At 71.2% G+C, this 22,978-nt stretch carries 19 protein-coding genes; 13 read left to right on the forward strand and 6 right to left on the reverse strand.

Features of this window, described 5'->3' with window-relative positions; translation table 11 throughout:
* Positions 1 to 5: 5 nt before the first annotated feature.
* From ACIA8E_RS26865 to ACIA8E_RS26885, 5 genes are read left to right on the forward strand one after another with little or no spacing between them, the layout of a single operon-like run.
* Positions 6 to 1,952, forward strand: coding sequence for an acetyl/propionyl/methylcrotonyl-CoA carboxylase subunit alpha (locus tag ACIA8E_RS26865; protein ID WP_399301863.1), 1,947 nt, complete (start codon positions 6 to 8; stop codon positions 1,950 to 1,952).
* Positions 1,949 to 3,145 carry an acyl-CoA dehydrogenase family protein gene (locus ACIA8E_RS26870; RefSeq protein WP_399301864.1) on the forward strand — a complete coding sequence of 399 codons (1,197 nt, stop codon included), beginning with the start codon at positions 1,949 to 1,951 and terminating at the stop codon, positions 3,143 to 3,145. The genes ACIA8E_RS26865 and ACIA8E_RS26870 overlap by 4 nt, the downstream gene beginning before the upstream one ends.
* A 45-nt stretch (positions 3,146 to 3,190) precedes the next feature.
* Positions 3,191 to 4,816 carry a 4-coumarate--CoA ligase family protein gene (locus ACIA8E_RS26875; protein ID WP_399301865.1) on the forward strand — a complete coding sequence of 542 codons (1,626 nt, stop codon included), beginning with the start codon at positions 3,191 to 3,193 and terminating at the stop codon, positions 4,814 to 4,816.
* Positions 4,813 to 5,547, forward strand: coding sequence for an enoyl-CoA hydratase family protein (locus ACIA8E_RS26880; RefSeq protein ID WP_399301866.1), 735 nt, complete (start codon positions 4,813 to 4,815; stop codon positions 5,545 to 5,547). The genes ACIA8E_RS26875 and ACIA8E_RS26880 overlap by 4 nt, the downstream gene beginning before the upstream one ends.
* Positions 5,535 to 6,128, forward strand: a complete 594-nt coding sequence (locus ACIA8E_RS26885) for a TetR/AcrR family transcriptional regulator (protein WP_093778247.1) — start codon at positions 5,535 to 5,537, stop codon at positions 6,126 to 6,128. Before ACIA8E_RS26880 ends, ACIA8E_RS26885 begins: the two co-directional genes overlap by 13 nt.
* Positions 6,129 to 6,290: 162 nt before the next feature.
* Here the strand turns inward: ACIA8E_RS26885 and ACIA8E_RS26890 are convergent, their stop codons facing one another.
* On the reverse strand, positions 6,291 to 7,391 hold the full coding sequence (locus ACIA8E_RS26890) for a citrate synthase 2 (protein ID WP_399301867.1): 1,101 nt from the start codon (positions 7,389 to 7,391) through the stop codon (positions 6,291 to 6,293).
* A 224-nt stretch (positions 7,392 to 7,615) separates the two neighbouring features.
* On the opposite strand from ACIA8E_RS26890, the gene pdxH reads away from it, so the two are divergent.
* Together pdxH and ACIA8E_RS26900 are read left to right on the forward strand one after the other, a co-directional pair.
* Complete coding sequence (pdxH, locus tag ACIA8E_RS26895; protein ID WP_399301903.1) at positions 7,616 to 8,242, forward strand: pyridoxamine 5'-phosphate oxidase; 627 nt, start codon at positions 7,616 to 7,618, stop codon at positions 8,240 to 8,242.
* 737 nt (positions 8,243 to 8,979) lie between these two features.
* Positions 8,980 to 10,314, forward strand: a complete 1,335-nt coding sequence (locus ACIA8E_RS26900) for a PAS domain-containing protein (RefSeq protein WP_399301868.1) — start codon at positions 8,980 to 8,982, stop codon at positions 10,312 to 10,314.
* 185 nt (positions 10,315 to 10,499) lie between these two features.
* Here the strand turns inward: ACIA8E_RS26900 and ACIA8E_RS26905 are convergent, their stop codons facing one another.
* A complete protein-coding gene (locus ACIA8E_RS26905; protein WP_399301869.1) occupies positions 10,500 to 11,255 on the reverse strand; it encodes an SIS domain-containing protein in 756 nt (251 codons plus the stop codon).
* Positions 11,256 to 11,475: 220 nt separating this feature from the next.
* Here ACIA8E_RS26905 and ACIA8E_RS26910 point away from each other — a divergent pair, with 220 nt between their 5' ends.
* Together ACIA8E_RS26910 and ACIA8E_RS26915 are read left to right on the forward strand one after the other, a co-directional pair.
* Positions 11,476 to 12,168, forward strand: coding sequence for a metal-dependent transcriptional regulator (locus ACIA8E_RS26910; RefSeq protein WP_030926443.1), 693 nt, complete (start codon positions 11,476 to 11,478; stop codon positions 12,166 to 12,168).
* 596 nt (positions 12,169 to 12,764) lie between these two features.
* Positions 12,765 to 13,658, forward strand: coding sequence for an alpha/beta fold hydrolase (locus ACIA8E_RS26915; RefSeq protein ID WP_399301904.1), 894 nt, complete (start codon positions 12,765 to 12,767; stop codon positions 13,656 to 13,658).
* Between the two features lie 32 nt (positions 13,659 to 13,690).
* Here ACIA8E_RS26915 and ACIA8E_RS26920 read toward each other — a convergent pair whose 3' ends face one another.
* From ACIA8E_RS26920 to ACIA8E_RS26930, 3 genes are read right to left on the reverse strand one after another with little or no spacing between them, the layout of a single operon-like run.
* Complete coding sequence (locus ACIA8E_RS26920; protein ID WP_399301870.1) at positions 13,691 to 15,343, reverse strand: transporter; 1,653 nt, start codon at positions 15,341 to 15,343, stop codon at positions 13,691 to 13,693.
* The gene (locus ACIA8E_RS26925) at positions 15,340 to 16,149 is read right to left on the reverse strand and encodes an ABC transporter ATP-binding protein (protein ID WP_399301871.1); all 810 of its coding nucleotides are present in this window, start codon (positions 16,147 to 16,149) and stop codon (positions 15,340 to 15,342) included. Before ACIA8E_RS26925 ends, ACIA8E_RS26920 begins: the two co-directional genes overlap by 4 nt.
* 40 nt (positions 16,150 to 16,189) lie before the next feature.
* Positions 16,190 to 16,846, reverse strand: a complete 657-nt coding sequence (locus ACIA8E_RS26930; protein WP_399301905.1) for a bifunctional DNA primase/polymerase — start codon at positions 16,844 to 16,846, stop codon at positions 16,190 to 16,192.
* 338 nt (positions 16,847 to 17,184) lie between these two features.
* Between ACIA8E_RS26930 and ACIA8E_RS26935 the strand changes: the two genes are divergently transcribed.
* Positions 17,185 to 18,567 carry a transcriptional regulator gene (locus tag ACIA8E_RS26935; protein ID WP_399301872.1) on the forward strand — a complete coding sequence of 461 codons (1,383 nt, stop codon included), beginning with the start codon at positions 17,185 to 17,187 and terminating at the stop codon, positions 18,565 to 18,567.
* Positions 18,568 to 18,715: 148 nt separating this feature from the next.
* Positions 18,716 to 20,095 (forward strand): hypothetical protein, encoded by a 1,380-nt coding sequence (locus tag ACIA8E_RS26940; protein ID WP_399301873.1) that lies wholly within the window; start codon positions 18,716 to 18,718, stop codon positions 20,093 to 20,095.
* Between the two features lie 72 nt (positions 20,096 to 20,167).
* Here the strand turns inward: ACIA8E_RS26940 and ACIA8E_RS26945 are convergent, their stop codons facing one another.
* Positions 20,168 to 21,448 carry an ABC transporter substrate-binding protein gene (locus ACIA8E_RS26945; protein ID WP_399301874.1) on the reverse strand — a complete coding sequence of 427 codons (1,281 nt, stop codon included), beginning with the start codon at positions 21,446 to 21,448 and terminating at the stop codon, positions 20,168 to 20,170.
* Positions 21,449 to 21,622: 174 nt separating this feature from the next.
* Between ACIA8E_RS26945 and ACIA8E_RS26950 the strand changes: the two genes are divergently transcribed.
* Both ACIA8E_RS26950 and purU read left to right on the forward strand, forming a co-directional pair.
* Positions 21,623 to 22,069 (forward strand): hypothetical protein, encoded by a 447-nt coding sequence (locus ACIA8E_RS26950; RefSeq protein ID WP_030975592.1) that lies wholly within the window; start codon positions 21,623 to 21,625, stop codon positions 22,067 to 22,069.
* A 28-nt stretch (positions 22,070 to 22,097) separates the two neighbouring features.
* Positions 22,098 to 22,976 (forward strand): formyltetrahydrofolate deformylase, encoded by an 879-nt coding sequence (gene purU, locus ACIA8E_RS26955; protein WP_399301875.1) that lies wholly within the window; start codon positions 22,098 to 22,100, stop codon positions 22,974 to 22,976.
* Positions 22,977 to 22,978: the final 2 nt, after the last annotated feature.

Here is a 22,978-nt window from a genome sequence, read left to right on the forward strand (position 1 = left end):
CGAACATGATCAGCACCCTGCTCGTCGCCAATCGGGGCGAGATCGCCTGCCGGATCTTCCGCACCTGCCGTGCCCTGGGCATCGCCACCGTCGCCGTGTACTCGGACGCGGACGCCGACGCACTGCACGTCAGGGAGGCCGACACCGCCGTACGGCTGCCGGGGGCCGCGCCCGCCGACACCTATCTGCGCGGCGATCTCGTCGTACGCGCCGCCCGCACGGCGGGTGCCGACGCCGTGCACCCCGGCTACGGCTTCCTCTCCGAGAACGCCGGGTTCGCCCGGGCCGTGCAGGACGCCGGGCTCGTCTGGGTCGGCCCGCCGGTCAAGGCCATCGAGATGATGGCGTCCAAGACCCGGGCCAAGGAGCTGATGGCCGCCGCCGGAGTGCCGCTGCTCGCACCCGTCGACCCGGCGCAGGCGACCGCAGGTGACCTGCCGCTGCTGCTGAAAGCCGCGGCGGGCGGCGGCGGGCGCGGCATGCGAGTCGTGCGTGAACTGGGCGCGCTGCCGGGCGAGATGGCGGCCGCCACGGCCGAGGCTACGAGCGCCTTCGGGGACGGCGAAGTCTTCGCCGAGCCCTATGTCGAACGCGGCCGGCATGTCGAGGTCCAGATCATGGCCGACGCACACGGCACCGTATGGGCGCTCGGCACCCGCGACTGCTCGCTCCAGCGCCGCCACCAGAAGGTCATCGAGGAGGCCCCGGCGCCCGGCCTCGACGACGCGCTGCGCACCCGGCTGCACGACGCGGCGACCGCAGCGGCCCGCGCCGTCGGCTACCGGGGCGCGGGCACCGTCGAGTTCCTCGTCGCCGCCGACGGATGCCCGTACTTCCTGGAGATGAACACCCGGCTCCAGGTCGAACACCCCGTCACCGAAGCTGTTTTCGGGCTCGACCTCGTCGCCCTCCAACTGTCCGTCGCCGAAGACGAACCCCTCCCCACCACGCCACCCGCCCCGCACGGGCACGCCGTCGAGGCCCGGCTCTACGCGGAGGACCCGGCCCGCGACTGGCAGCCACAGACCGGAGCACTGCTCACGCTGGACGTACCGGACGAACCCGGTCTGCGCCTCGACACCGGATACACCGGCGGCGACACCATCGGCATGCACTACGACCCGATGCTCGCCAAGGTCATCGCCCACGCCCCCACCCGCGCCCAGGCCGTACGCCTCCTCGCCCGCGCCCTGGAACGCGCCCGCATCCACGGCCCGGTCACCAACCGCGAGCTGCTCGTACGGTCACTGCGCCACCCCGACTTCACCGGCGCCCGCCCCGACACCGGCTTCTACGACCGCCACCTGGACGCCCTCACCCGTACCCCGGGCGACGACGCGGACCGGCACCTCGCGGCCCTCGCCGCAGCCGCCGCCCACGCAGCCCGGCACCCGGACGCCATCGGTACATCCCGCTTCGGCGGCTGGCGCAACCTCCCCTCCCAGCCGCAGACCAGGCGCTACCGCAGCGAACCCGACGGCGCCGAACACGAGATCGCCTACCGCACCACCCGCAGCGGCGCGATCGACGCCCCCGGAGCCCGGATCCTCACCGCCACCCCCGGCCACGTCACCGTCGAAACCGACGACGGCGTCACCCACCGCTTCCGCCTCGCCACCCACCACGACCGGGTCCACGTGGACGGCGCCACCGGCTCGCACACCTTCACCGCCCTCCCCCGCTTCACCGACCCCACCGAACGCACCGAACCCGGCTCCCTGCTCGCCCCCATGCCCGGCACCGTCGTCCGGCTCGCCGACGGCCTCGCACCCGGCGCCGCCGTCCGGGCCGGGCAGCCCCTCATCTGGCTCGAGGCGATGAAGATGGAACACCGCATCCTCGCCCCCGCCTCCGGCACCCTCACCGCGCTCCACGCCGCACCCGGCCTCCAGGTGGAGGTCGGCGCCCTGCTCGCAGTCGTACAAGACGCACAGGAGGAACCGACCCCATGAGCACCGCCCTCGAAACCGAAGAGCAGCAAGCCCTGCGCGCCGCCGTCGCCGCACTCGGAAAGCGGTACGGGCGCGACTACATGACCTCCGTCGTACGCGACGGCGCCCACCCCCGGGAACTGTGGACCGAAGCCGCCAAGCTCGGCTACCTGGGAGTCAACCTCCCCGAGGAGTACGGCGGCGGAGGCGGCGGCATGGCCGAACTCTCCATAGTCCTGGAAGAGCTGGGAGCGGCAGGATCGCCCCTCCTCATGATGATCGTCTCCCCGGCGATCTGCGGCACCGTCATCGCCCGCTTCGGCACCGACACCCAGAAACAGCAGTGGCTCCCCGGCCTCGCCGACGGCACCCTCACCATGGCCTTCGGCATCACCGAACCCGACGCCGGCTCCAACTCCCACCGCATCACCACCACCGCCCGCCGCGACGGTGACGACTGGCTGCTCACCGGGCGGAAAGTGTTCGTCTCCGGCGTCGACATCGCCGACGCCACCCTCATCGTCGGGCGCACCGAGGACGCCAGGACCGGCAGGCTCAAGCCCTGCCTCTTCATCGTCCCGCGCGACGAGCCCGGATTTCAGCGCTCGCAGATCGACATGGAACTGCAGGCACCGGAGAAGCAGTTCGAGCTGGTCCTCGACGACGTGCGGCTGCCCGCCGACGCCCTCGTCGGAGGGGGTACCTCCCGCTCGAGCGAAGCCGGGAGCGGGGGAGAGGACGCGGGCCTCCTCCAGCTCTTCGCCGGACTCAACCCCGAACGCATCATGACCGCCGCCTTCGCCCTCGGCATGGGCCGGTACGCCCTCGGCCGCGCCGTCGAGTACGCCCGGACCCGGCAGGTATGGAAGGAGCCCATCGGCTCCCACCAGGCCATCGCCCACCCCCTCGCCCAGGCGCACATCGAACTCGAGCTGGCCCGCCTGATGATGCAGAAGGCCGCCCGGCTCTACGACGAGGGCGACGACATCGGCGCGGGCGAAGCCGCCAACATGGCGAAGTACGCCGCCGCCGAGGCCTGCGTGAAAGCCGTCGACCAGGCGGTGCACACCCTCGGCGGCAACGGCCTCACCCGCGAATACGGGATCGCTTCCCTGATCACCGCAGCCCGCGTCGCCCGGATCGCACCCGTCAGCCGGGAAATGATCCTGAACTACGTTTCCCACCAGTCCCTGGGTCTCCCCAAGTCGTACTGACACAGGGGACTCTGTCCCTCCAGCCGCCGTTCGAAGGGACCCGCCATGGTGAACGTGTTCCGCAGCGAGTACGCAGACGTCCAGCCGCTCGACCTCCCCATCCATGACGCGGTCCTCGGGCAGGCCGCCGGCACCTACGGCGACACGATCGCCCTGATCGACGGCACCGACGACACCACCACGCTCACCTACCGGCAGCTCGACGCATTCCACCGCCGGATCGCAGCGGCGCTCGCCGCCACCGGGGTCCGCAAGGGCGACGTCGTCGCCCTGCACAGCCCCAACACCCTCGCCTACCCGACCGTGTTCTTCGGAGCCACCCGGGCAGGCGCCACCGTCACCACCGTGCACCCCCTCGCCACGGCGGAGGAGTTCGCCAAACAGCTCCGCGACTCCTCCGCCCGCTGGATCGTCACCGTCTCCCCGCTCCTCCGAACCGCCCGCCGCGCCGCCGAACTCGTCGGCGGCATAGAGGAGATATTCGTCTGCGACCGGGCCGACGGACACACCTCCGTACTCGACATGCTGGGCTCCACCGCCCCCGAACCGCGGATCACCATCGACCCGGCCGAGGACATCGCCGCACTGCCGTACTCCTCCGGCACCACCGGCACACCCAAGGGCGTCATGCTCACCCACCGCTCCATGGCCACCAACCTGGAGCAGCTGCGGCCGTTCATCCCCATGAACCCCGGCCACCGGATCCTCGCCGTCCTCCCGTTCTTCCACATCTACGGGCTGACCGCCCTGATGAACGCCCCACTGCGGCTCGGCGCCACCGTCGTCGTCCTGCCGCGCTTCGACCTCGTCCAGTTCCTCACCGCGATCGAGAAGCACCGGATCAGCGGACTGTACGTGGCCCCGCCGATCGTCCTGGCCCTCGCGAAGCACCCGGCCGTCGCCCAGTACGACCTGTCCTCGCTGGAGTACATCGTCAGCGCCGCCGCCCCGCTCGACGCAGGACTCGCCGCCGCCTGCTCCCGGCGCCTCGGACTGCCACCGGTACGGCAGGCGTACGGCATGACGGAACTCTCGCCCGGCACCCACGTCGTCCCGCTCGCCGCCGAGAACCCGCCGCCCGGCGCCGTCGGGAAACTCCTGCCGGGCACCGAGATGCGGATCGTGTCCCTCGACGACCCGGACCGCGACGCCGGCATCGACACCGACGGCGAGGTACTCATCCGCGGCCCGCAGGTGATGAAGGGCTACCTCGGCCGGCCCGAGGCCACCGCCGAAATGATCGACACCGAGGGCTGGGTGCACACCGGCGACATCGGCCGTGTCGACGCCGACGGCTGGCTCCGCGTCGTCGACCGGGTCAAGGAACTCATCAAGTACAAGGGCTACCAGGTCGCCCCCGCCGAACTCGAAGCCCTGCTGCTCGGCCACCCGTCGATCGCGGACGCCGCCGTCATCGGGGTGTACGACACCGACGGCAACGAAGTCCCCAAGGCATATCTGGTCCGGCAGGCGGGAGTCGCCCCCGACGACCTCACCGCCGACGACGTCATGGCGTACGTCGCCGAGCGCGTCGCCCCGTACAAGAAAGTCCGGCGGGTCGAATTCATCGGCGCCGTACCCCGCGCCACCTCCGGAAAGATCCTCCGGCGCGAACTGCGCGACCGGGAAAACACCGACGAAGAAGTCATCGAGAAGGCGGCAGAGGCATGAAACTGGTCCGCACCGGCCGAGAACGTGGCATCGCCACCGTACGGATGGACTCGCAGACGAACCGCAACGCACTCTCCGCGAGGCTCGTCGCCGAACTCCGCGAAACCCTCGCCCGATACGGCGAGGACGACACCGTACGTGCCGTGGTCCTCACCCACACCGGCAACACGTTCTGTGCCGGCGCGGACCTCGGCGCACCTCCCGACCCGGCAGCGTTCGTCGCCCTGATGCGGGAGATCGTGTCCCTGCCCAAACCGGTGGTGGCCCGCGTCGACGGACACGTCCGGGCGGGCGGCCTCGGACTCCTCGCCGCCTGCGACATCTCGGCCGCCGGACCCGCCTCCACCTTCGCCCTCACCGAATCCCGGCTCGGTCTCGCCCCGGCCGTGATCTCCCTGCCCCTGCTGCCCCGCACCGACCCGCGCGCAGCCGCCCGTTACTACCTCACCGGAGAACGTTTCGACGCGACCGAAGCCGCCCGGATCTCCCTGATCACCCTCGCCGCCGACGACGTGGACAAGGCGCTCGTACCCGTACTCGACGGACTGCGCCGAGCCTCACCACAGGGGCTGGCAGCATCGAAGGAGCTGGTCACAGCTACTGTGCGGGAAAGTTTCGACCAGTACGCCGAAGACCTCATCGCCCGCTCGGCAGCGCTCTTCGCCTCCGCCGAGGCACGGGAAGGGATGACGGCCTTCCACGAACGACGGGACCCCGCATGGGTGTTGTGACGCCCCCCACCGACAGGACCCCCAAGCAGGACCGCAGCCGCGCCACCCGCCGACGGCTGCTCGAAGCCGCGGTCGCCTGCCTCGCCGAACACGGCTGGGCAGGCTCCACGGTCTCCGTCGTCGCCGAACGCGCAGGCGTATCGCGCGGCGCCGCCCAGCACCACTTCCCCACCCGCGAGGACCTGTTCACCGCAGCCGTCGAATACGTCGCCGAGGAACGCTCCGCCGCCCTGCGCACCCTGCCCGTCCAGGGCCGCGCAGCCGTCGTCGCCGCGCTCGTCGACCTCTACACGGGACCGCTGTTCCGCGCCGCACTCCAGCTCTGGGTCGCCGCCTCCAACGAGGCGTCACTGCACCCCCGCGTCAGCGAACTCGAAGCCCGCGTCGGCCGCGAGACCCACCGCATCGCCGTCGAACTCCTGAAGGCCGACGAATCCCGGCCCGGCACCCGCGAAACCGTCCAGGGCCTCCTCGACATGGCCCGCGGCCTCGGCCTGGCCAACGTACTGACCGACGACACCGCCCGGCGGCAGAGGGTCGTCGCACAGTGGGCGGCCCTGCTGGACGACGCACTGAACTGAGCCCCGGGGCGGCGACCGCCTCGTGGCGTACGTCAGCCCCGGCTCCCCCTGCCGGGGACGGGCCGGCCCGACCCACCACTTCCGCACCGGGTCCGACCCGACCGGACACAGAGGGCGCGGCGCCCGACATCGGACACCGCACCCGTCCGACACCCGGCCGGCTCATCCCGTGATGTCGTCGTACCCCTCGATCGCCCGCGGATCACGCGGCCCCGGCCCGACATACCTCGCCGACGGCCGCACCAGCCGCCCCGTCCGCTTCTGCTCCAGAATGTGCGCCGACCAGCCCGCCGTACGCGCACACGTGAACATCGACGTGAACATGTGCGCCGGTACCTCCGCGAAGTCCAGCATGATCGCCGCCCAGAACTCCACGTTCGTGGCCAGCACCCGGTCCGGACGCCGCGCGTGCAACTCCTCCAGGGCCGCCTTCTCCAGCGCCTCCGCCACCTCGAACCGCGGCGCGTCCAGCTCCTTCGCCGTACGCCGCAGCACCCGCGCCCGCGGGTCCTCCGCCCGGTACACCCGGTGCCCGAAGCCCATCAGCCGCTCACCCTTGTCCAGGGCCTTCTTCACATACGCGGTCGCGTCACCGGTCCGCTCGATCTCCTCGATCATTCCGAGGACCCGGGACGGCGCACCGCCGTGCAGCGGCCCCGACATCGCACCCACCGCACCGGACAGCGCCGCCGCCACGTCGGCGCCCGTCGACGCGATGACCCGCGCGGTGAACGTGGAGGCGTTCATGCCGTGCTCGGCGGCCGACGTCCAGTACGCGTCGACGGCCTTCACATGCTTCGGGTCCGGCTCACCGCGCCAGCGGATCATGAACCGCTCCACGACGGACTGCGCCTTGTCGATCTCGCTCTGCGGAACCATCGGCAGCCCCTGCCCGCGCGCCGACTGGGCGACGTACGACAGCGCCATCACGGCAGCGCGCGCCAGATCGTTGCGCGCGGTCTCCTCGTCGATGTCGAGCAGCGGCTTCAGACCCCACACCGGCGCCAGCATCGCCAGCGCGGACTGCACGTCGACCCGGATGTCACCCGAGTGGACCGGGATCGGGAACGGCTCGGCGGGCGGCAGACCGGGGTTGAACGCCCCGTCGACCAGCAGACCCCACACGTTCCCGAACGACACCTGACCGACGAGATCCTCGATGTCGACCCCGCGGTAGCGGAGCGAACCGCCCTCCTTGTCGGGTTCGGCGATCTCCGTCTCGAACGCGATGACTCCCTCGAGCCCGGGTACGAAGTCGGACATCATGCGGCTCCCTCGGATCGGCGGCTGTACGGAGGCCACACTGGCCTGCCCCAAGATATTGGCGGGTTCCCACGACGCGGGGAAGCGTGACATCCCGCACAGCGCCCGGCATTACCGATGCGCGGTTGACACCCCACCTCGCCGGGCAGACTGGGCCGCTGCGGCAGGATGACCCCGTGCCCACCGCAGATTCCCCTTCCGATGCCGCCACCGATCCAGCCGCGATGCGCGAGCAGTACCGCTCCGAGGCCTTCACCGAGGACACACTCGCCGCCGACCCCATGCATCAGTTCGCTCACTGGTTCCGGCAGATCGCCGCAGGTGGAATGGTCTATGAGCCGAACGCCATGGTGGTCTCCACCGCCACCCCCGACGGCCGCCCGTCCTCCCGCACTGTGCTGCTGAAGAAGTACGACGCCCGAGGCTTCGTCTTCTTCACCAACTACAACTCCCGCAAGGGCCGCGAACTGGACGCCGACCCGTACGTCTCGCTGCTCTTCCCCTGGCACCCGCTGGCCCGCCAGGTCGTCGTCACCGGCACCGCGGCCCGCATCGCCCGCGAGGAGACGGTCGCCTACTTCCGTACCCGCCCCCACGGCTCCCAGCTGGGTGCCTGGGCGAGCGAACAGTCGTCGGTGATCGGCTCCCGCCAGGAACTCATCGACCGGTACGAGGAACTGGCGGCCCGCTACCCCGAGGGCGAACGCATCCCCGCACCCCCGCAGTGGGGCGGCTTCCGAGTCGTACCGGAGACCATCGAGTTCTGGCAGGGCCACGAGAACCGGCTGCACGACCGGCTGCGGTACGTACGCGAGGGCGACGGCTGGCGCGTCGAGCGCCTGTGCCCGTAGCAAGCCCCTCCGCACACGCAGAAACCCGCAGGCTCTGGTTCCTCCTTGCGGAGGAGCCGGCCGGACTTACCGGCGAGCCTGCGGGTCGGTGACTGCTTGGGATTGGCCGATGACCGGCCTGCACTGCAAAGAGCGCGACAACGGGCGTCAGCCCGCAGTCACCTCACGAGTCCGAGAAGAAATCACTTCCGGAACACCTCCTTTCTTCGCTGGCAGCAGCCTAGGAACCCTCGGCGAATGTCTCAACCCATTTATTCGGTGACTTCCTGCCGGTAGCTGTACGCGTATCCGGGACACGGTGCAGCGACCCACCGGCCTGCTGAGACTGTGTTTCCCGGAAGCGCGGACGGAGATGCGTCCGGTCCGAGTGCCTGCCCACTTGCCCCTGGATATGGAGGCGTGGACGAGGTCGCCGGTGGCGAAGCCGTGAATGCCGCTTCTGGCGCGCGCGGGCGAGCCGGGGGAATCCGTACCGGTCGGGGGTGGTGCGGGCGTGGCTTCCGCGCCCCGTTGCCGTAGCGACGTGGACCTGCTGGGGTACGCGGACGGTCCCAGCCCCGCCTCGTGGTCGAGCTGCCCGACGCAGAGGGCGTCGAGTGTGTGTTCGGCGTGTCAGCAGGACGGATCCTGCTCCGGGGACGGGGCGGATTTCCTGGAAGTCGATGTGTGCTGGGTCACGTTCGAGTTCAATGGTCTGACGTGCGGCAATGGCGGACACGTCCTGCAGGGGGTCCGGGATGAGCGCTTCCACGAGCAGTGGGACCACTGATGCCCTCGGCCCCGACCCGATCCCCGGGTCGGAGCTGCTTGCGGCGTTGCTCGACGGGATGGACGCGGCGCTCTGTGCCTTCGGCGCGGACGGCACGGTCACGCACTGGAACCGTGAGGCGGAGCGGATTCTCGGCTGGTCGGCCGAGGAGGCCGTGGGGCGGCCCGGGTTCGCGGGGTGGGCGGTGCGCAGTGCGGACGTGGGTGAGGTGCAGGGGCGGCTGATGGCGGCCATGGATGCGCCGGGGCGTCAGGTGCATGAGTTCGCTCTGCTGCGCAAGGACGGCGGGCGCGTGCTCGTGCGGATGCAGTCGGCCGGGGTCCGGGGTGCGGACGGGAAGCCGGCCGGGGTGTACTGCGCGTTCAGCGAGGTGCATGCGCAGATCGATCTGGAGCGGTCGATCGCGCTGAGTGAGGCGCTGTTCGAGGACGCGTCGTGGGGTGTGGTCCTCGTCGATGTGGATCTGCGGCCGACGGTCGTCAATGCGTGTGCGGCGCGGGCGCTGGGCGGTGGGCGTACGACGCTGTTGGGGCGTCCGCTCGCCGAGCTGGTCGTGCAGGGGGTGGAGGAGCTCGAGGGTGCGCTGCAGCATGTCCTGGCCGAGGGGCAGCCGCCCGCACCCACCGAGTTGTGGGTGACGCTGCGGTCGGCGGACGGGGACCGGCGGCGCTGCTGGCGCAGCGGGTTTCTGCAGCTGGCGTCGCCGCTCGCGGAGGAGCCGGTGCCGTTGGGGGTCGGCTGGCTGTTCCAGGATGTGACGGCGGAGAAGCTGGCGGCGCAGGAGGCGGACCGGGTGCGGTTCCGGTCGAATCAGCTGTACCGGGCGTGCCGGTCGGCGGCCGAGTGCGAGGACCCGATGGAGGCGGCGACGTCGTATCTGGATTTCGCGCTCGCGGGTTTCGCCGACCATGTGCTGATCGATGTGCTGGTGGGGGAGCGGCTGGTGCGGGCGGCGGCGACGCCGGCCGATGCCCCGGGTCCGTGTCTGCCGGTGGCGGGCGGCGGCCTTCCCCTGCGGTACGCGCCGGGGCATCCGGCGCTGCAGGCGGTGGACCGGACGGGTGCGGTGCGGTCGAGCGCCGGTCCGGGTGCGGAGGCCTGGGCGGATGAGCGTCAGTGGCCCAAGGGGTCGGTGCACGCGCTGTGCGCGGTGATGCGCAGCCGGGGCCGGACGCTGGGTGTGGTGACGTTCCTGCGGGCGGCGCATCGCACGGCCTTCGAGCGCCCGGACGCGGCGTACGCGGAGAGCGTCGCGATCCGGGTGGCGGGCGCGGTGGACCTGGCGCAGGTGCTGGGCGGCTGAGCCGGCCCGACCAGGGGCGAGATCGCCCGGGACGGGTCTGCCGGCCGGTCTCTACCCGGCCTGGCGGGCGTCGCGGGTCCCGTCGGCGGAGGCGCTCCGGCGTTGAGTGCGGTTGCGTGCCGGGCCCGGTGCGTGCCGGGTGCCCGCACGCACCGGCTCCGGGTGCGTGCCGGGCGCCGGTTCCGCTACTGCCGGTAGAAGATCCGGTCCGCGTACTCCGTCATCACGTGCCCGTTCCACTCGTGCCCGCCGTCGACGTTCCCGGACCGCAGCAGCGGCGGCTCGATCCCCCGCTCCACCAGCCGCTCCGCGGCCGCCGCCATCATCGCCTGCATCAGCGCACTGGTGACCACCGTCGAGGCGGGCGCGAACGGTGCCTCGATGCCCTCCGCGGTCAGCTCCGCGTCACCGATCGCGATCTTGCTGTCGACGACGATGTCGCAGTGGTCCCGCAGGAATCCGCCGGAGCTGTGCCGCGACCGTGTCGCGTCCGCGTAGGCCACCGAGGTGACGCCGACGACCGTCAGTCCGAGCGCGCGGGCGTCCCGCGCCATCTCGACAGGCAGCGCGTTGCGTCCGGAGAGCGAGATGATCACGAGCAGGTCGCCCGCGCTCGCCGGGCTGGAGTCCAGCACGGCACCGGCCAGACCGTCGACCCGCTCCAGTGCCGAGCCGAGGGTCGCGGGCATCACGTCGACGCCGAGCGTGCCGGGCACGGCGAGAAGGTTCATCAGCGCCAGACCGCCGGCCCGGTAGACGACGTCCTGGGCGGCGAGCGACGAGTGGCCGGCGCCGAACGCGAAGAGCCGGCCGCCGGCCGCGACGGTGTCGGCGATCGCGGCCCCGGCGGCCGCGATGTTGCCGGACTCCTCGTGGCGTACGCGCTCCAGCAGGCCGATCGCTGCGTCGAGGAACTGACCGGCCAGCTTGCTGTCGCTCATCGAGGAGGCCCTTTCGGCGGGGGTGGGTGGCCGTGGGGTGTCCGTGCCGCGGATCACGTTGCGGTCTGGACCAGTGACCTGTCAATACCGCCCGGGCCCGCACGCGCGGTCCAGGGTTCGGTCGGCGCGGCACGGTTGTCCGAGGTATGCGTCAGAATTGGCTGAGGGCCAGCGCATGGCGTTGACGGCGTTTTTCATGTCACAGCATCGAGGGGCACGAATGTCCGGACTGATCGACACAACGGAGATGTATCTCCGCACCATCCTCGAACTCGAAGAGGAAGGCGTCGTCCCCATGCGCGCCCGGATCGCGGAGCGGCTGGACCAGAGCGGTCCGACGGTCAGCCAGACGGTGGCGCGCATGGAGCGCGACGGGCTGGTGCAGGTCGCGGGCGACCGGCATCTGGAGCTGACGGAGGAGGGCCGCCGGCTGGCGACCCGGGTGATGCGCAAGCACCGGCTCGCCGAGTGCCTGCTCGTCGATGTGATCGGCCTGGAGTGGGAGCAGGTGCACGCCGAGGCCTGCCGCTGGGAGCACGTGATGAGCGAGGCCGTGGAGCGCCGGGTGCTGGAGCTGCTGCGGCACCCGACGGAGTCTCCGTACGGGAATCCGATCCCGGGCCTGGAGGAGCTGGGCGAGAAGGCCGAGGCCGACCCGTTCCTGAACGCGGACATGGTCAGCCTGTCCGAGCTCGACCCGGGAGCCGAGGGCAAGACCGTGGTGGTGCGGAGGATCGGTGAGCCGATCCAGACGGACGCCCAGCTGATGTACACGTTGCGGCGGGCGGGCGTGCAGCCCGGCTCCGTGGTCAGCGTGACCCAGTCGCCCGGCGGGGTGCTGGTCGGCAGCAGTGGCGAGGCGGCGGAGCTGGACGCCGAGGTCGCTTCGCACGTCTTCGTCGCCAAGCGCTGACCGGGATCTGAAGCGTAACGTCCGCTTTCCGTTTTTCCGTCCGGAATTGCAGCGCTCGGGCGGATCGCGTGCCAGGCTGTGGCTGAGGCATACCTGAGAGTGGCGGCGGCCTGGCCACGCGGTCGGGGAGGGAGCAGGAGATGCGCCCGTCGTACTGGCATGTGCACCAGAAGGTGACTGCCGCGAGCCCAGCCGCCCCGACGACCGCGCCCGGCCGGCCTGCCCCACCCGCACACGCTCCGGCGCCCGCAGGCCCGGTCACCCCGGCTGACCGCACTCCGGCGCAGACCGCCCCGCACGCCCCCCTGGCATGGGAGGGCCCCGGCGCCGCGCGGCGCCGGGGCCTGTCCTCCCCTGTTCCGACCTGGAGCCCCGAGCTCTCAAGGTCGGTCCCCGCGGGCCCTCATCCCCGAGTGGTCCGCCTCCCGAAGAAGATCTCCCCGCCGAGGCCGACGTCAATCCTTGGGGGCTGTCACTCGAACGAGGGGTGTTGCGAGCCGGAACCCGTTGTTCGAATAAAGGTTCGATAGTCTGGCGTGACGCGACCGCACGGTGAGCGAGCGGTGATCGAGGACCAGAAGGGGGTGCCAGGACATATGGTGCGGCGCATCGATGTGACGGGATCCGACGGCGTACGCCTCGCGGCCTGGGAGTTCGCCGATCCGCCCAAGGGGCGCACGGAGGGCGAGCGCGCCCCCGGGGTCTTACTGCTCCACGGACTGATGGGCCGGGCCTCCCACTGGGCCCCCACCACCCGCTGGCTCGCCGAGCGGTACCGGGCCGTGAGCCTTGACCAGAGGGGGCACGGCCGCAGCGAGAAGCCGGCCGAAGGCCCGTACACCCGCGACGCGTACGTCGCCGACGCCGAGGCGGCGATCGAACAGCTCGGCCTCGGCCCCGCCACCGTCGTCGGCCACTCGATGGGCGCCCTCACCGCCTGGCAGCTCGCCGCGAAGCGCCCCGATCTCGTCCGGGCCCTGATCATCTGCGACATGCGGGCCTCCGCGCTCGGAGCCGCCTCGCAGCGGGAGTGGGAGGACTGGTTCAAGTCCTGGCCGCTGCCGTTCGCGACGCTCTCCGACGTACGGAAGTGGTTCGGCGAGGACGACCCCTGGGTGGAGCGGCCGAACCCGTCCCGCGGCGAGTTCTTCGCCGAGGTGATGGCCGAGCGGGCCGACGGCTGGCGGCCGGTCTTCTCCCGCCGCCAGATGCTCCAGTCCCGCGCGACCTGGGTCCACGACGCGCACTGGGAGGAGTTGGCGCAGGTCCGGTGCCCGACCCTGGTGGTCCGTGGCCTGGACGGCGAACTGGGCCGGGCGGAGGCCCAGGAGATGGTCCGCGTACTGCCGCGCGGGCAGTACGCGGAGGTGGCGGACGCCGGTCATCTCGTCCACTACGACCAGCCGGAGGGCTGGCGCGCCGCGGTCGAGCCGTTCCTCGAGCAGTTCGCCGAGGACCCCCAGGACGACCGCGAGCCCGTCTCCTCGTAACGAGAGCAGCACCCCGGCCGGACCTGCTCAGGTCACCCCTTGCTGACCGCCGCCAGGATCTCCGGAAGCCGGTTCGCCGTGCGGGGAGCCGCCAGCCGCAGCCCCGCCCAGGCGATCAGCGTCCCGTACACGCCACCCACCGGTAGCAGCAGCCACAACCAGTCCTCCGCATCGGCGAGATGCAGCCAGATCGTCGCCACGATCACCGGCGCGCACAGCACCGCCGCCGAGACCATGCCGCCGAAGATCGAGATCCAGGCGAGCCCGGCCTGCCCCGGTGCCACGTTCTTGAACGCGCCGTCCTGCGGGATCGAGTACGGGAAGTTGGCCGATGCCACCGCGCCCGTCGCCAGCATCGCGCCCAGCAGGGCGAAGGAGAGACCCATGACGCCCGGCAGCGGCTCCCAGTCCCCGAGCACCGCCGCCGTCACGACGGTCACCAGGATTGTGTACGGGAGGGTGATCACCAGCAGCGCCAGCGCCCGCGCCCGCAGTTCGAGGTACGCGTCCCGGGTGGAGGAGACCGTCAGCGCCACTATCCAGAACGCGGAGGTGTCCTGCCCGAACTGGTTGTACATCTGGATGCCGAGCATCCCGGCGGCGAAACACGCGAAGTAGACCGAGCCGGTGCCCTGCACCGCGTTGAGCAGCGGCACGATCAGGCCGATGGCGAGCGCCGTCACCCAGGCGGCCTTGGTCTTCGGGTCCCGTGCGACGTACCGCAGACTGCGCCACATCACCGTCCCCGTGCGCCCCTCGGGCAGCAGCGTGGAGAGCCGGGAGCCGGCCGCCGCGGACTTCTTGCGGGCCGGTTCGGCGGCGGCGAGCGTCGAACCGTCCGGGGCGGTCATCAGCTTCACCAGACTCCGCTGCCACAGCCACAGCAGTGCGACCAATCCCGCGACGGAGAGCAGCAGTTGCAGCACGGCCCGGCCGTACGAGCCCTGCGCCGCGGAGTCCACCGCGCCGATCGCCGAGGCCGGCGGCAGCCAGCGCACCACGTCCGCGGCCGGGTCGAGCGCGGACAGCCCGCCGGACCGGCCGAGCCGCTGCGCACCGAAGTTGACGACCTGGATGCCGACCGCGATCACCAGCCCGCTGAGCACCGCCAGGTCGCGGCCCTTACGGGAGGTCAGCAGCCGGGTGTTGGCCGTGGCGACCGCCCGGGCCAGTGCCACGCACACCAGCAGGGTCAGCGGCGCGGCCACCACCGCGCACGCCACGGCCGCCGCCCCGTGCGCCACCGCGAACGCCGAACCGACCGCCAGGCAGAGCGTGAACAGCGGACCGATGCCGACCAGGGACGCCATCAGCAGCGCCCCGATCAGCGGACGCGGCCGCAGCGGCAGCATCACCAGCCGGCTCGGGTCGAGGGTCTCGTCGCCGCTGGGGAAGAACAGCGGCATCACCGCCCAGCCGAGCGCCAGCACCGCCATGAGGAGCACCACGAGCGAACCTGCGTGGGCGTTGCCGCGCAGCGCGATGAGCCCGATGACCTGGCCGGCGGCGATCAGCAGGGTGACGACGACGGACGAGATGTAGGCGGCCCGCCGGCCCGACGACTGCCGCAGCCCGTTGCGCAGCAGTGTCAGCTTGAGCCGTACGAAGACGGAGACGAGTCCTTCACCGCCCCGGCCGTCCGACGGGCGGGGAGCGGGGATGACGGGGGTGTCGAGCACGCTCATCGGGCGCCGCCCAGCCAGTCGAGGGACTCGCCGGTGTCCCGGTCGCCGGCGCCGACGAGTTCGAGGAACGCGTTCTGCAGCGACGACGCCGAGCCGCGCACCTCGGAGAGGGTTCCTTGGGCCCGGATCGTGCCGTTCGCCATGACGGCCACCCAGTCGCACAGCGATTCGACGAGCTCCATCACATGGCTGGAGAAGACGACGGTCGCCCCCGAGCCGGTGTACCGCTCCAGCACCCTGCGGATGGTCTGTGCCGAGACGGGGTCGACGCCCTCGAACGGCTCGTCCAGGAAGAGCACTTCGGGGTTGTGCAGCAGAGCCGCCGCGAGCCCGATCTTCTTCCGCATGCCGGTCGAGTAGTCGACGACCAGCTTGTGCTGGGCGCCCGCCAGATCCAGTACGTCCAGGAGCTGGGTGGCACGCTTGTCGACCTCGGCGCCCGGCAGCCCGCGCAACCGGCCGGTGTACGCGAGGAGTTCACGCCCCGAGAGACGCTCGAAGAGCCGCAGCCCCTCCGGCAGGACGCCGATCCTGGCCTTGACGTCCACCGGGTCTCGCCAGACGTCGCGCCCGCCGACCTCGATCGTGCCGTGGTCGGGGCGGAGCAGGCCGGTCACCATCGACAGCGTGGTGGTCTTGCCTGCGCCGTTGGGTCCGACCAGACCGATGAACTTCCCGGCGGGCAGCTCCAGATCGATCCCGGCGACCGCGGTCTGCTCGCCGAACCGCTTCCAGAGGCCCTGCACGCGAACGGCTGGCGGCGCCGTCACCGCCCCGCTCGCTTCCACTGCTGTCCGGTCCGACATGGTGCACTGCCTTTCGGTGTCCCCGTATGTGGTGGACAGCCTACGAAAGGCGTGCGCGCGCGGCGGCTGCTTCCCGCCCGCAGGCGTACGCGAGCGGGCTGATGACCTCCGCCGCGTCCGGCAACCACCGGTTTGCGGGGGTGGGGCGGCGCGCCCACTGAACCGCACCGCGCCCGCCGATCCGGGTCGGCGGCGCCGCCACGTAGTCACCGTCGCCGCGTCCGGACAGATCGATCGCGGCGGCGCTCCAGCCCAGCTTCCGTACGAGATCGTCCACCTTGGCCGCCGCCCCGGGCAGTACGAAGAAGAGCATCCGGCGGCCGGGGGTGCAGGTGACGGGGCCGAGCGGCAGGTTCATCCGCTCCATCCGGGCCAGAGCGAGGAAACCGGCCGACTCCGGTACGTCGATCGCGTCGAAGCTGCGCCCGGTGGGCAACAGGACCGATGCCGTGGGGCACTCGGACCACATCCGGCGGGCTGCGGCGCCGCTGCCGGTCGACCGGCCCGCCCAGTCGGGCCGGGTGGGGTGGGCTCCGGGGGAGGCGCAGCCGGCCTCCCCGCACGAGCATCGCTCCGCCCCTCCCACCGCCTCGAGCCAGGTGCCGGGGAACACGTCCCAGTGGCGCCCTTCCGTGTATCGCACTACGGCGTCGAGCAGTAGTTCTCCAAGCTGCCTGGGGATCTGTGCGGCTTCCATGACATTGATGGGCTCTTCCACGAACACCTCAACTGCCGCAACCACCTGGGGTTACGGGCGGGGCGAACGCGGTCACGGTGCACCGATCCGGCATATGGGGCGCATGGATGCATAGACGGGGGCGCGCATGAGGCGGTGCGTCGATGGGCGGGTAGCCACTTGGGAGGAATCCGGAACAGTTCACCCAAGACGAATACGTACCAAAAGCGCTCAATGACACGATGAACACGCGAACACCCTGAACAACGTGAAACGACCAACACGATGTATGTGTGCATTTCTTGTGTAATCGCCGGGCAGTGATCTCCCCATCGATCACTGCGGTCTCAGGGGGAAACATGGCAGCCAGGCCTCTCGTCGCCCGCCAGCCGAACGAACGGCTCCAGGGACTCATTCAGGAAGCCGGATGCTCCAACGCGGGCCTGGCCCGCCGCGTCAACATGGTCGGAGCGGAGCGTGGCCTCGATCTCCGGTACGACAAGACGTCCGTAGCCCGCTGGTTGCGCGGACAGCAACCCCGTGGCCGGGCACCGGGAATCATCGCCGAGGCGCTCGGCCGCAAGCTCGGCCGCACGGTCACGATCGATGAGATCGGGATGGCCAACGGCAAGAATCTGGCGTCCGGCGTCGGCCTGCAGTTCGCGCCGACCGTGACCGGCGCGATCGAGCAGGTCTGCGAGCTGTGGCGCAGCGATGTCGGCCGCCGCGACTTCCTGTCCGGATCGGCGGTCGCGTCGTCGGCGCTGGTCGAGCCCAGCCGGGACTGGCTGATCACCGCCGCCGACCCGCAGGTGGCGCGGGCCGCCGGGGCCCGGGTCGGGATGCCGGACGTCGAGGCGGTGCGGGCGATGACGGCCGCGCTGATCGACCTCGACCACCGGTTCGGCAGCGGGCACGTCCGGCCGGTGCTGGTGCACTACCTGAACAGCGTGGTCTCCGGGCTGCTCGCGGGCGCGTACCGCGAAACGGTCGGGCGGCAGCTGTTCGCGGCCGTCGCCCGGCTCACCGAACTCGCCGGGTACATGGCGGTCGACACGGGCCAGCCCGGGCTCGCCCAGCGGTACTACATCCAGGCGCTGCGGCTGGCGCAGGCGGCGGGCGACCGGGCGTACGGCGGCTATGTGCTGGCTGCGTCGATGAGTCATCTCGCCGCCCAGCTCGGCAACCCACGGGAGATCGCGCAGCTGGCGCGGGCGGCGCAGGAGGGGGCGCGGGGGCGGGTCACCCCGCGCGCCGAGGCGATGTTCTACGCGGCGGAGGCCCGCGGGCACGCCCTGCTCGGCGACGCCCGCACCTGCCAGCAGGTGACGGGTCGGGCGCTGACGGCCCTGGAGAACGCCGATCCTGACACGGGCGACGACCCGGCGTGGATCGCGCACTTCGACCACGCCTATCTGGCCGACGAGCTGGCGCACTGCCACCGCGACCTCGGGCAGGCCGAGGCGGCCGTCCGCCGGGCGACGGAGTCCCTGGAAGGCCACCCGGAGTCCCGGGCCCGCCGCCGCGGCATCGGCCTGGTGCTGCTCGCGACGGCGCAGGTGCAGCTGCGCGAGGTGGAGCAGGCGTGTCATACGGGGATGCGGGCGATGGAGCTGCTGGGGACGGTGCGGTCCAGCCGGGGCACGGAGTATCTGGACGATCTGCAGCAGAGGCTCGTGCCGTACGGGGACGAGCCGGCGGTACGGGAGTTCGGGGCGCGACTCGAACTCCAGGCGGCCTGACCGGGGCGTCCCTTAACTGCGCCGTGCGGGCGCTGTGTGTTACTGCCCCGGTGCAGCGGCGGCGAGCGACAACGGGCGCTTGGCAAAGGGTGGCAACCACCCGATAGCGTGGGCCGACGATTCCGTAGGTTTACACGTAGGAGTCCCGGTGACGCAGAGCGGACAGGGTGACGAGCAGCTCCCTGCTGTACGGCCCACGCACGAAGGTGTCGTGCTGCCCGCAGATGGCGGAGAGCCCTGGATACCGGGCGGAGCGGCCGACCAGGCCGCTCCGGCGGGTGGGCAGCCGTGGGGCCAGCCCTGGGGGCCTCAGGCGTCACAGGGGCAGTACGGCCACGACCAGTACGACCAGCAGGTCCCGTACGACCAGCAGGGCCGGTACGACCAGCAGGTCCCGTACGGCCAGGAGCCTCCGTACGGACAGCAGCCCCAGGGGCAGCCCCTGCCCCAGCCGTATGCGCAGCCGTTGCCCCCGGAGGTCGTGCCGGGCATGGGCATGGGCGCGGGTGCGGACGCCGATGCGACGCAGTACATCGCGCCGGTGCCGGCCGGTCCCGCGCCGGGCGGACTCCCGCCCGAGAGCCCCGCGGAGGCCACCCAGTTCCTGGCCCACACCCAGCCGCCCGCACCGGCTTCCGACGCCGAGGCGACCCAGTACATGCCGCCGGTGCCCGGCGGCGCTCCGTACAGCATCAGACCCGGGACGCCCGGCGAGCGGCAGCCGCCCGCCGAGTTCGACAACCTGTTCCGCAGCGAGGAGCCCGCGGGCGCCACGCAGCAGATGCCCCGGTTCGACCCGGGACAGGCCGCACCGTACGGAGGCGCCCAGCAGCCGCCGTTCCAGCAGCCGCAGCAGCCGCAGCGCAGCGATCCGCCGCAGGGGCGGGCCGGGCAGCGCAAGAAGTCGTCGCACGTCCCGCTGATCGCCGCGGTCGTGGTCGGCTGCGCGATCATCGGGCTGGGCGCGGGTGCGCTGATGAGCGGCGACGACAAGGGCAAGGACGACAAGCAGCCGGTGGCCGCGGCGAGTTCACCCGCCGCGCGGCCCTCCACGCAGGCGGCGGCCGACCCGGCGAAGCCGCAGGCCGAAGCGCTCGACAAGCTGCTGGCGGACAGCAACAACAGCCGCTCCGCCGTGATCGGGGCCGTCGAGAAGACCAAGTCCTGCACGGACCTGGACCAGGCGGTCACGGATCTTCAAGGAGCCGCTCAGCAGCGCCGCGAGCTGGTGACACGGTTGCAGGGGCTGTCCGTCGACAAGCTCCCCAACCACGCGCAGCTGACCGAGGCGCTCAGGAAGGCCTGGCAGGCATCGGCCTCCGCCGACGCGCACTACGCGGCGTGGGCGCGCCAGGCCAAGAACGGCAAGAAGGTGTGCAAGCACGGGAAGGCCCGTCCGACGTCCGAGACGGCTCAGGCCACCGTGGCGAGCGGTGAGGCGAGCACGGCGAAGCAGCAGGCGTCAGGGCTGTGGAACTCGATCGCGACGAAGTACGGGCTGACTCGGCGATCGTCGACAGATCTCTGATCCGGAAACCGGCCTGCCCGGGGGCGCAGCCCCCGGGCATCGGGCAGGGAGGCGGGCCTTGTGCCCCACCCCTCACCCCTTCGCGCTGGCGTCCGCCAATGTCTTCGTCACGTCCACGAATCCCTTGTTCTCCGCCACCAGCCGACCCTTCCGCACCACCTGGAACGTCACCTTCCGGTTCACGATCCGCGGGTACGCCGACGACCCCAGCATGTCCTGGAACCGCCACCTCAGCACCGGAGTGAGCCCGCCGGTGTCCACCCGGGCACCCCGGTTCAGGGCAACCGTGAGCTCGCCCGCGGTGACCTCCGGTTCGTCGATCGCCGCGACGAGCTCCTTCAGCACCGTGTACGCGATCCACGTCGTCTGGACACCCGTGTTGTCCGGGTCGATCCGGTTGTCGCCGAAGGCGTGCTTCCGGATCACCTCGCGCATCTCGTCCCAGCGGGTGTCCCCCGCGTCCGGGTACCAGCCGGTGACGTACGCCCCCTCGAACGGGCTCTCCCGGCCTCCGGTGCGGTCGATCAACGGCTGGTCGACACTGCCGAGCACGGAGGAGATCCGTACGTCCCCGTACGACGGTTCGAGCCGGCGGAAGGAGTCGAAGAACGTCTCGGTGCGGTCCCCGAGCACCGCCGTCACACACCCGTCGGCCGTTCCGGCCCCCTGCAGCGCCTGACCGGCCGCCTCGTCGTACGACGTCGCCGCCTCCGCGGCCCGGACGTCCGTCGCAGCCGGACGTTTCGCTTCCTTGAGGCCGGTGTTGAGCAGCCACGCCTGGTTGTCGCCGCCCAGCGTGTCGGGCCGCACCACGGAGACCCGCTCGCAACCGCGGGCGAGCTGCTTGGCGTTGCCCGCGAGGAGCGCCGGCTGGCCGCCGTTGACCGGGTACGAGTCGTAGCTGCTGAACTCCTCCTCGGAGGCTCCGTAGCCGCCGATGTACGGGATCCCGGCGACCTCCAGCGGCGCCATGAAGGCCTGCCCGTGCCGGCTGTACGAGCCGACGACCGCGACCGCCTTCTCCTTGACCGCCTGCCGGGCGCAGTTCCCCGCTCCGGCCGGGGTGTCGCCCTCGTTGCATGTGACGACGAGCAGCTTGTGGCCGTCGAGCCCGCCGTTGTTGTTCACCCAGCGCGCGTACGCCCGCGCCATGGCGGTCATACCGGCCATGTTCGCCGCATCGGGGCCGGTGGAGCCGTTGGGGGCCCAGGTCATGACGGTGACGGGCTCCCTGGAGTCCCCCGAGGCCCCAGGGAGCACGCCACAGCCGGTCATCAGCAAGGCCCCGACCGCCGCCGTACATGTGAGGACTCTGTAGGGACGGGGGGAGGTGAGGCGTCGCCATCCGGTCATGGGCATGAACATTTCCGCGCTCCGGGTAACGCAGACGTGTGCTTCGCTCAACGCTCGGTGACATCCAAGTGAATTGCAGGGGCCGATGCATGCCCGGCGGCAGGGAACGTACGATCGACAACCGTGCAGCAAGGTTCGGAGAACACTTCCCGTCGCGGCCGTCGCTCCTCCACCATGGGCGGCATGCCGCTCAATGACGTTCCCTGGTGGCGCTGGCGCAGCAACGTGCGCTCGGCGCTGCACATGCTCTCCGACCCCGTCTTCCACCACGAGTGCTGGCTGGCCGGCCGGGAAGGGTACGGCGACATCACCGACGCCGTGTACCGCCTGGTCGAGGACACCTGGCTGGACAACTGGTCCGCCGAGAAATACGTCGGGACGGTCTTCCGTGACTCCGGCGAGGCCGCTCTCGTCGACGTCGCCGTGCTGCGGGTGCTGCGCATCATGCACCAGATCGGTGCGGACGCGCCGGTCTCCGCCTATCTGGAGCACCACGGCTGGCCGGAGGCCGTACGGGCCGCCCGCGAGGCCCATGTGCTGCTCGCCACGAACGACGGCGAGGACCCGGACGTTCCGCCGCGTTCACTGGATGTGCTTCGCATCATGACCAGGACCGCCTGAACCGTGGTCGGTATGGCACGCTACGGGCATGACCGCGCCGCAGCCTGTCGAGACCACCCCCGAGCAGTACGTCCTCACCCTCTCGTGCCCGGACAGACAGGGCATTGTGCACGCCGTGTCGAGTTATCTCTTCATGACGGGCTGCAACATCGAGGACAGTCAGCAGTTCGGTGACCACGACACGGGTCTCTTCTTCATGCGCGTCCACTTCTCGGCGTACGCCCCGGTGACCGTGGAGAAGCTGCGGGCCAGCTTCGCCGCCGTCGGGGACTCGTTCCGGATGGAGTGGCAGATCCACCGGTCGTCGGATCGCATGCGGGTCGTGCTGATGGTCAGCAAGTTCGGCCACTGCCTCAACGATCTTCTCTTCCGCGCCAGTATCGGGGCGCTGCCGGTCGAGATCGCGGCCGTCGTCTCCAACCACACGGACTTCGCCGAGCTCGTCGCCTCGTACGACATCCCGTTCCGGCACATCCCGGTGACCAAGGACAACAAGGCGGAGACGGAGGCGCAGCTGCTGGAGCTGGTGCGCGCGGAGAACGTCGAGCTGGTCGTCCTCGCCCGCTACATGCAGGTCCTCTCGGACGACCTGTGCAAGCAGCTCAGCGGTCGGATCATCAACATCCACCACTCCTTCCTGCCCAGCTTCAAGGGCGCGAAGCCGTACCACCAGGCGCACGCCCGCGGGGTGAAGCTGATCGGTGCGACGGCGCACTACGTGACCGCCGACCTCGACGAGGGGCCGATCATCGAGCAGGAGGTCGAGCGGGTCGGGCACGGTGTGACGCCGGACGAGCTGGTCGCGATCGGGCGCGATGTGGAGTGCCAGGCACTGGCCCGCGCGGTGAAGTGGCACGCGGAGCGCCGCATTCTGCTCAACGGCCGACGCACGGTGGTCTTCGCGTAGCG

The organism is Streptomyces sp. NPDC051664 (assembly GCF_044453545.1).
GTDB lineage: Bacteria > Actinomycetota > Actinomycetes > Streptomycetales > Streptomycetaceae > Streptomyces.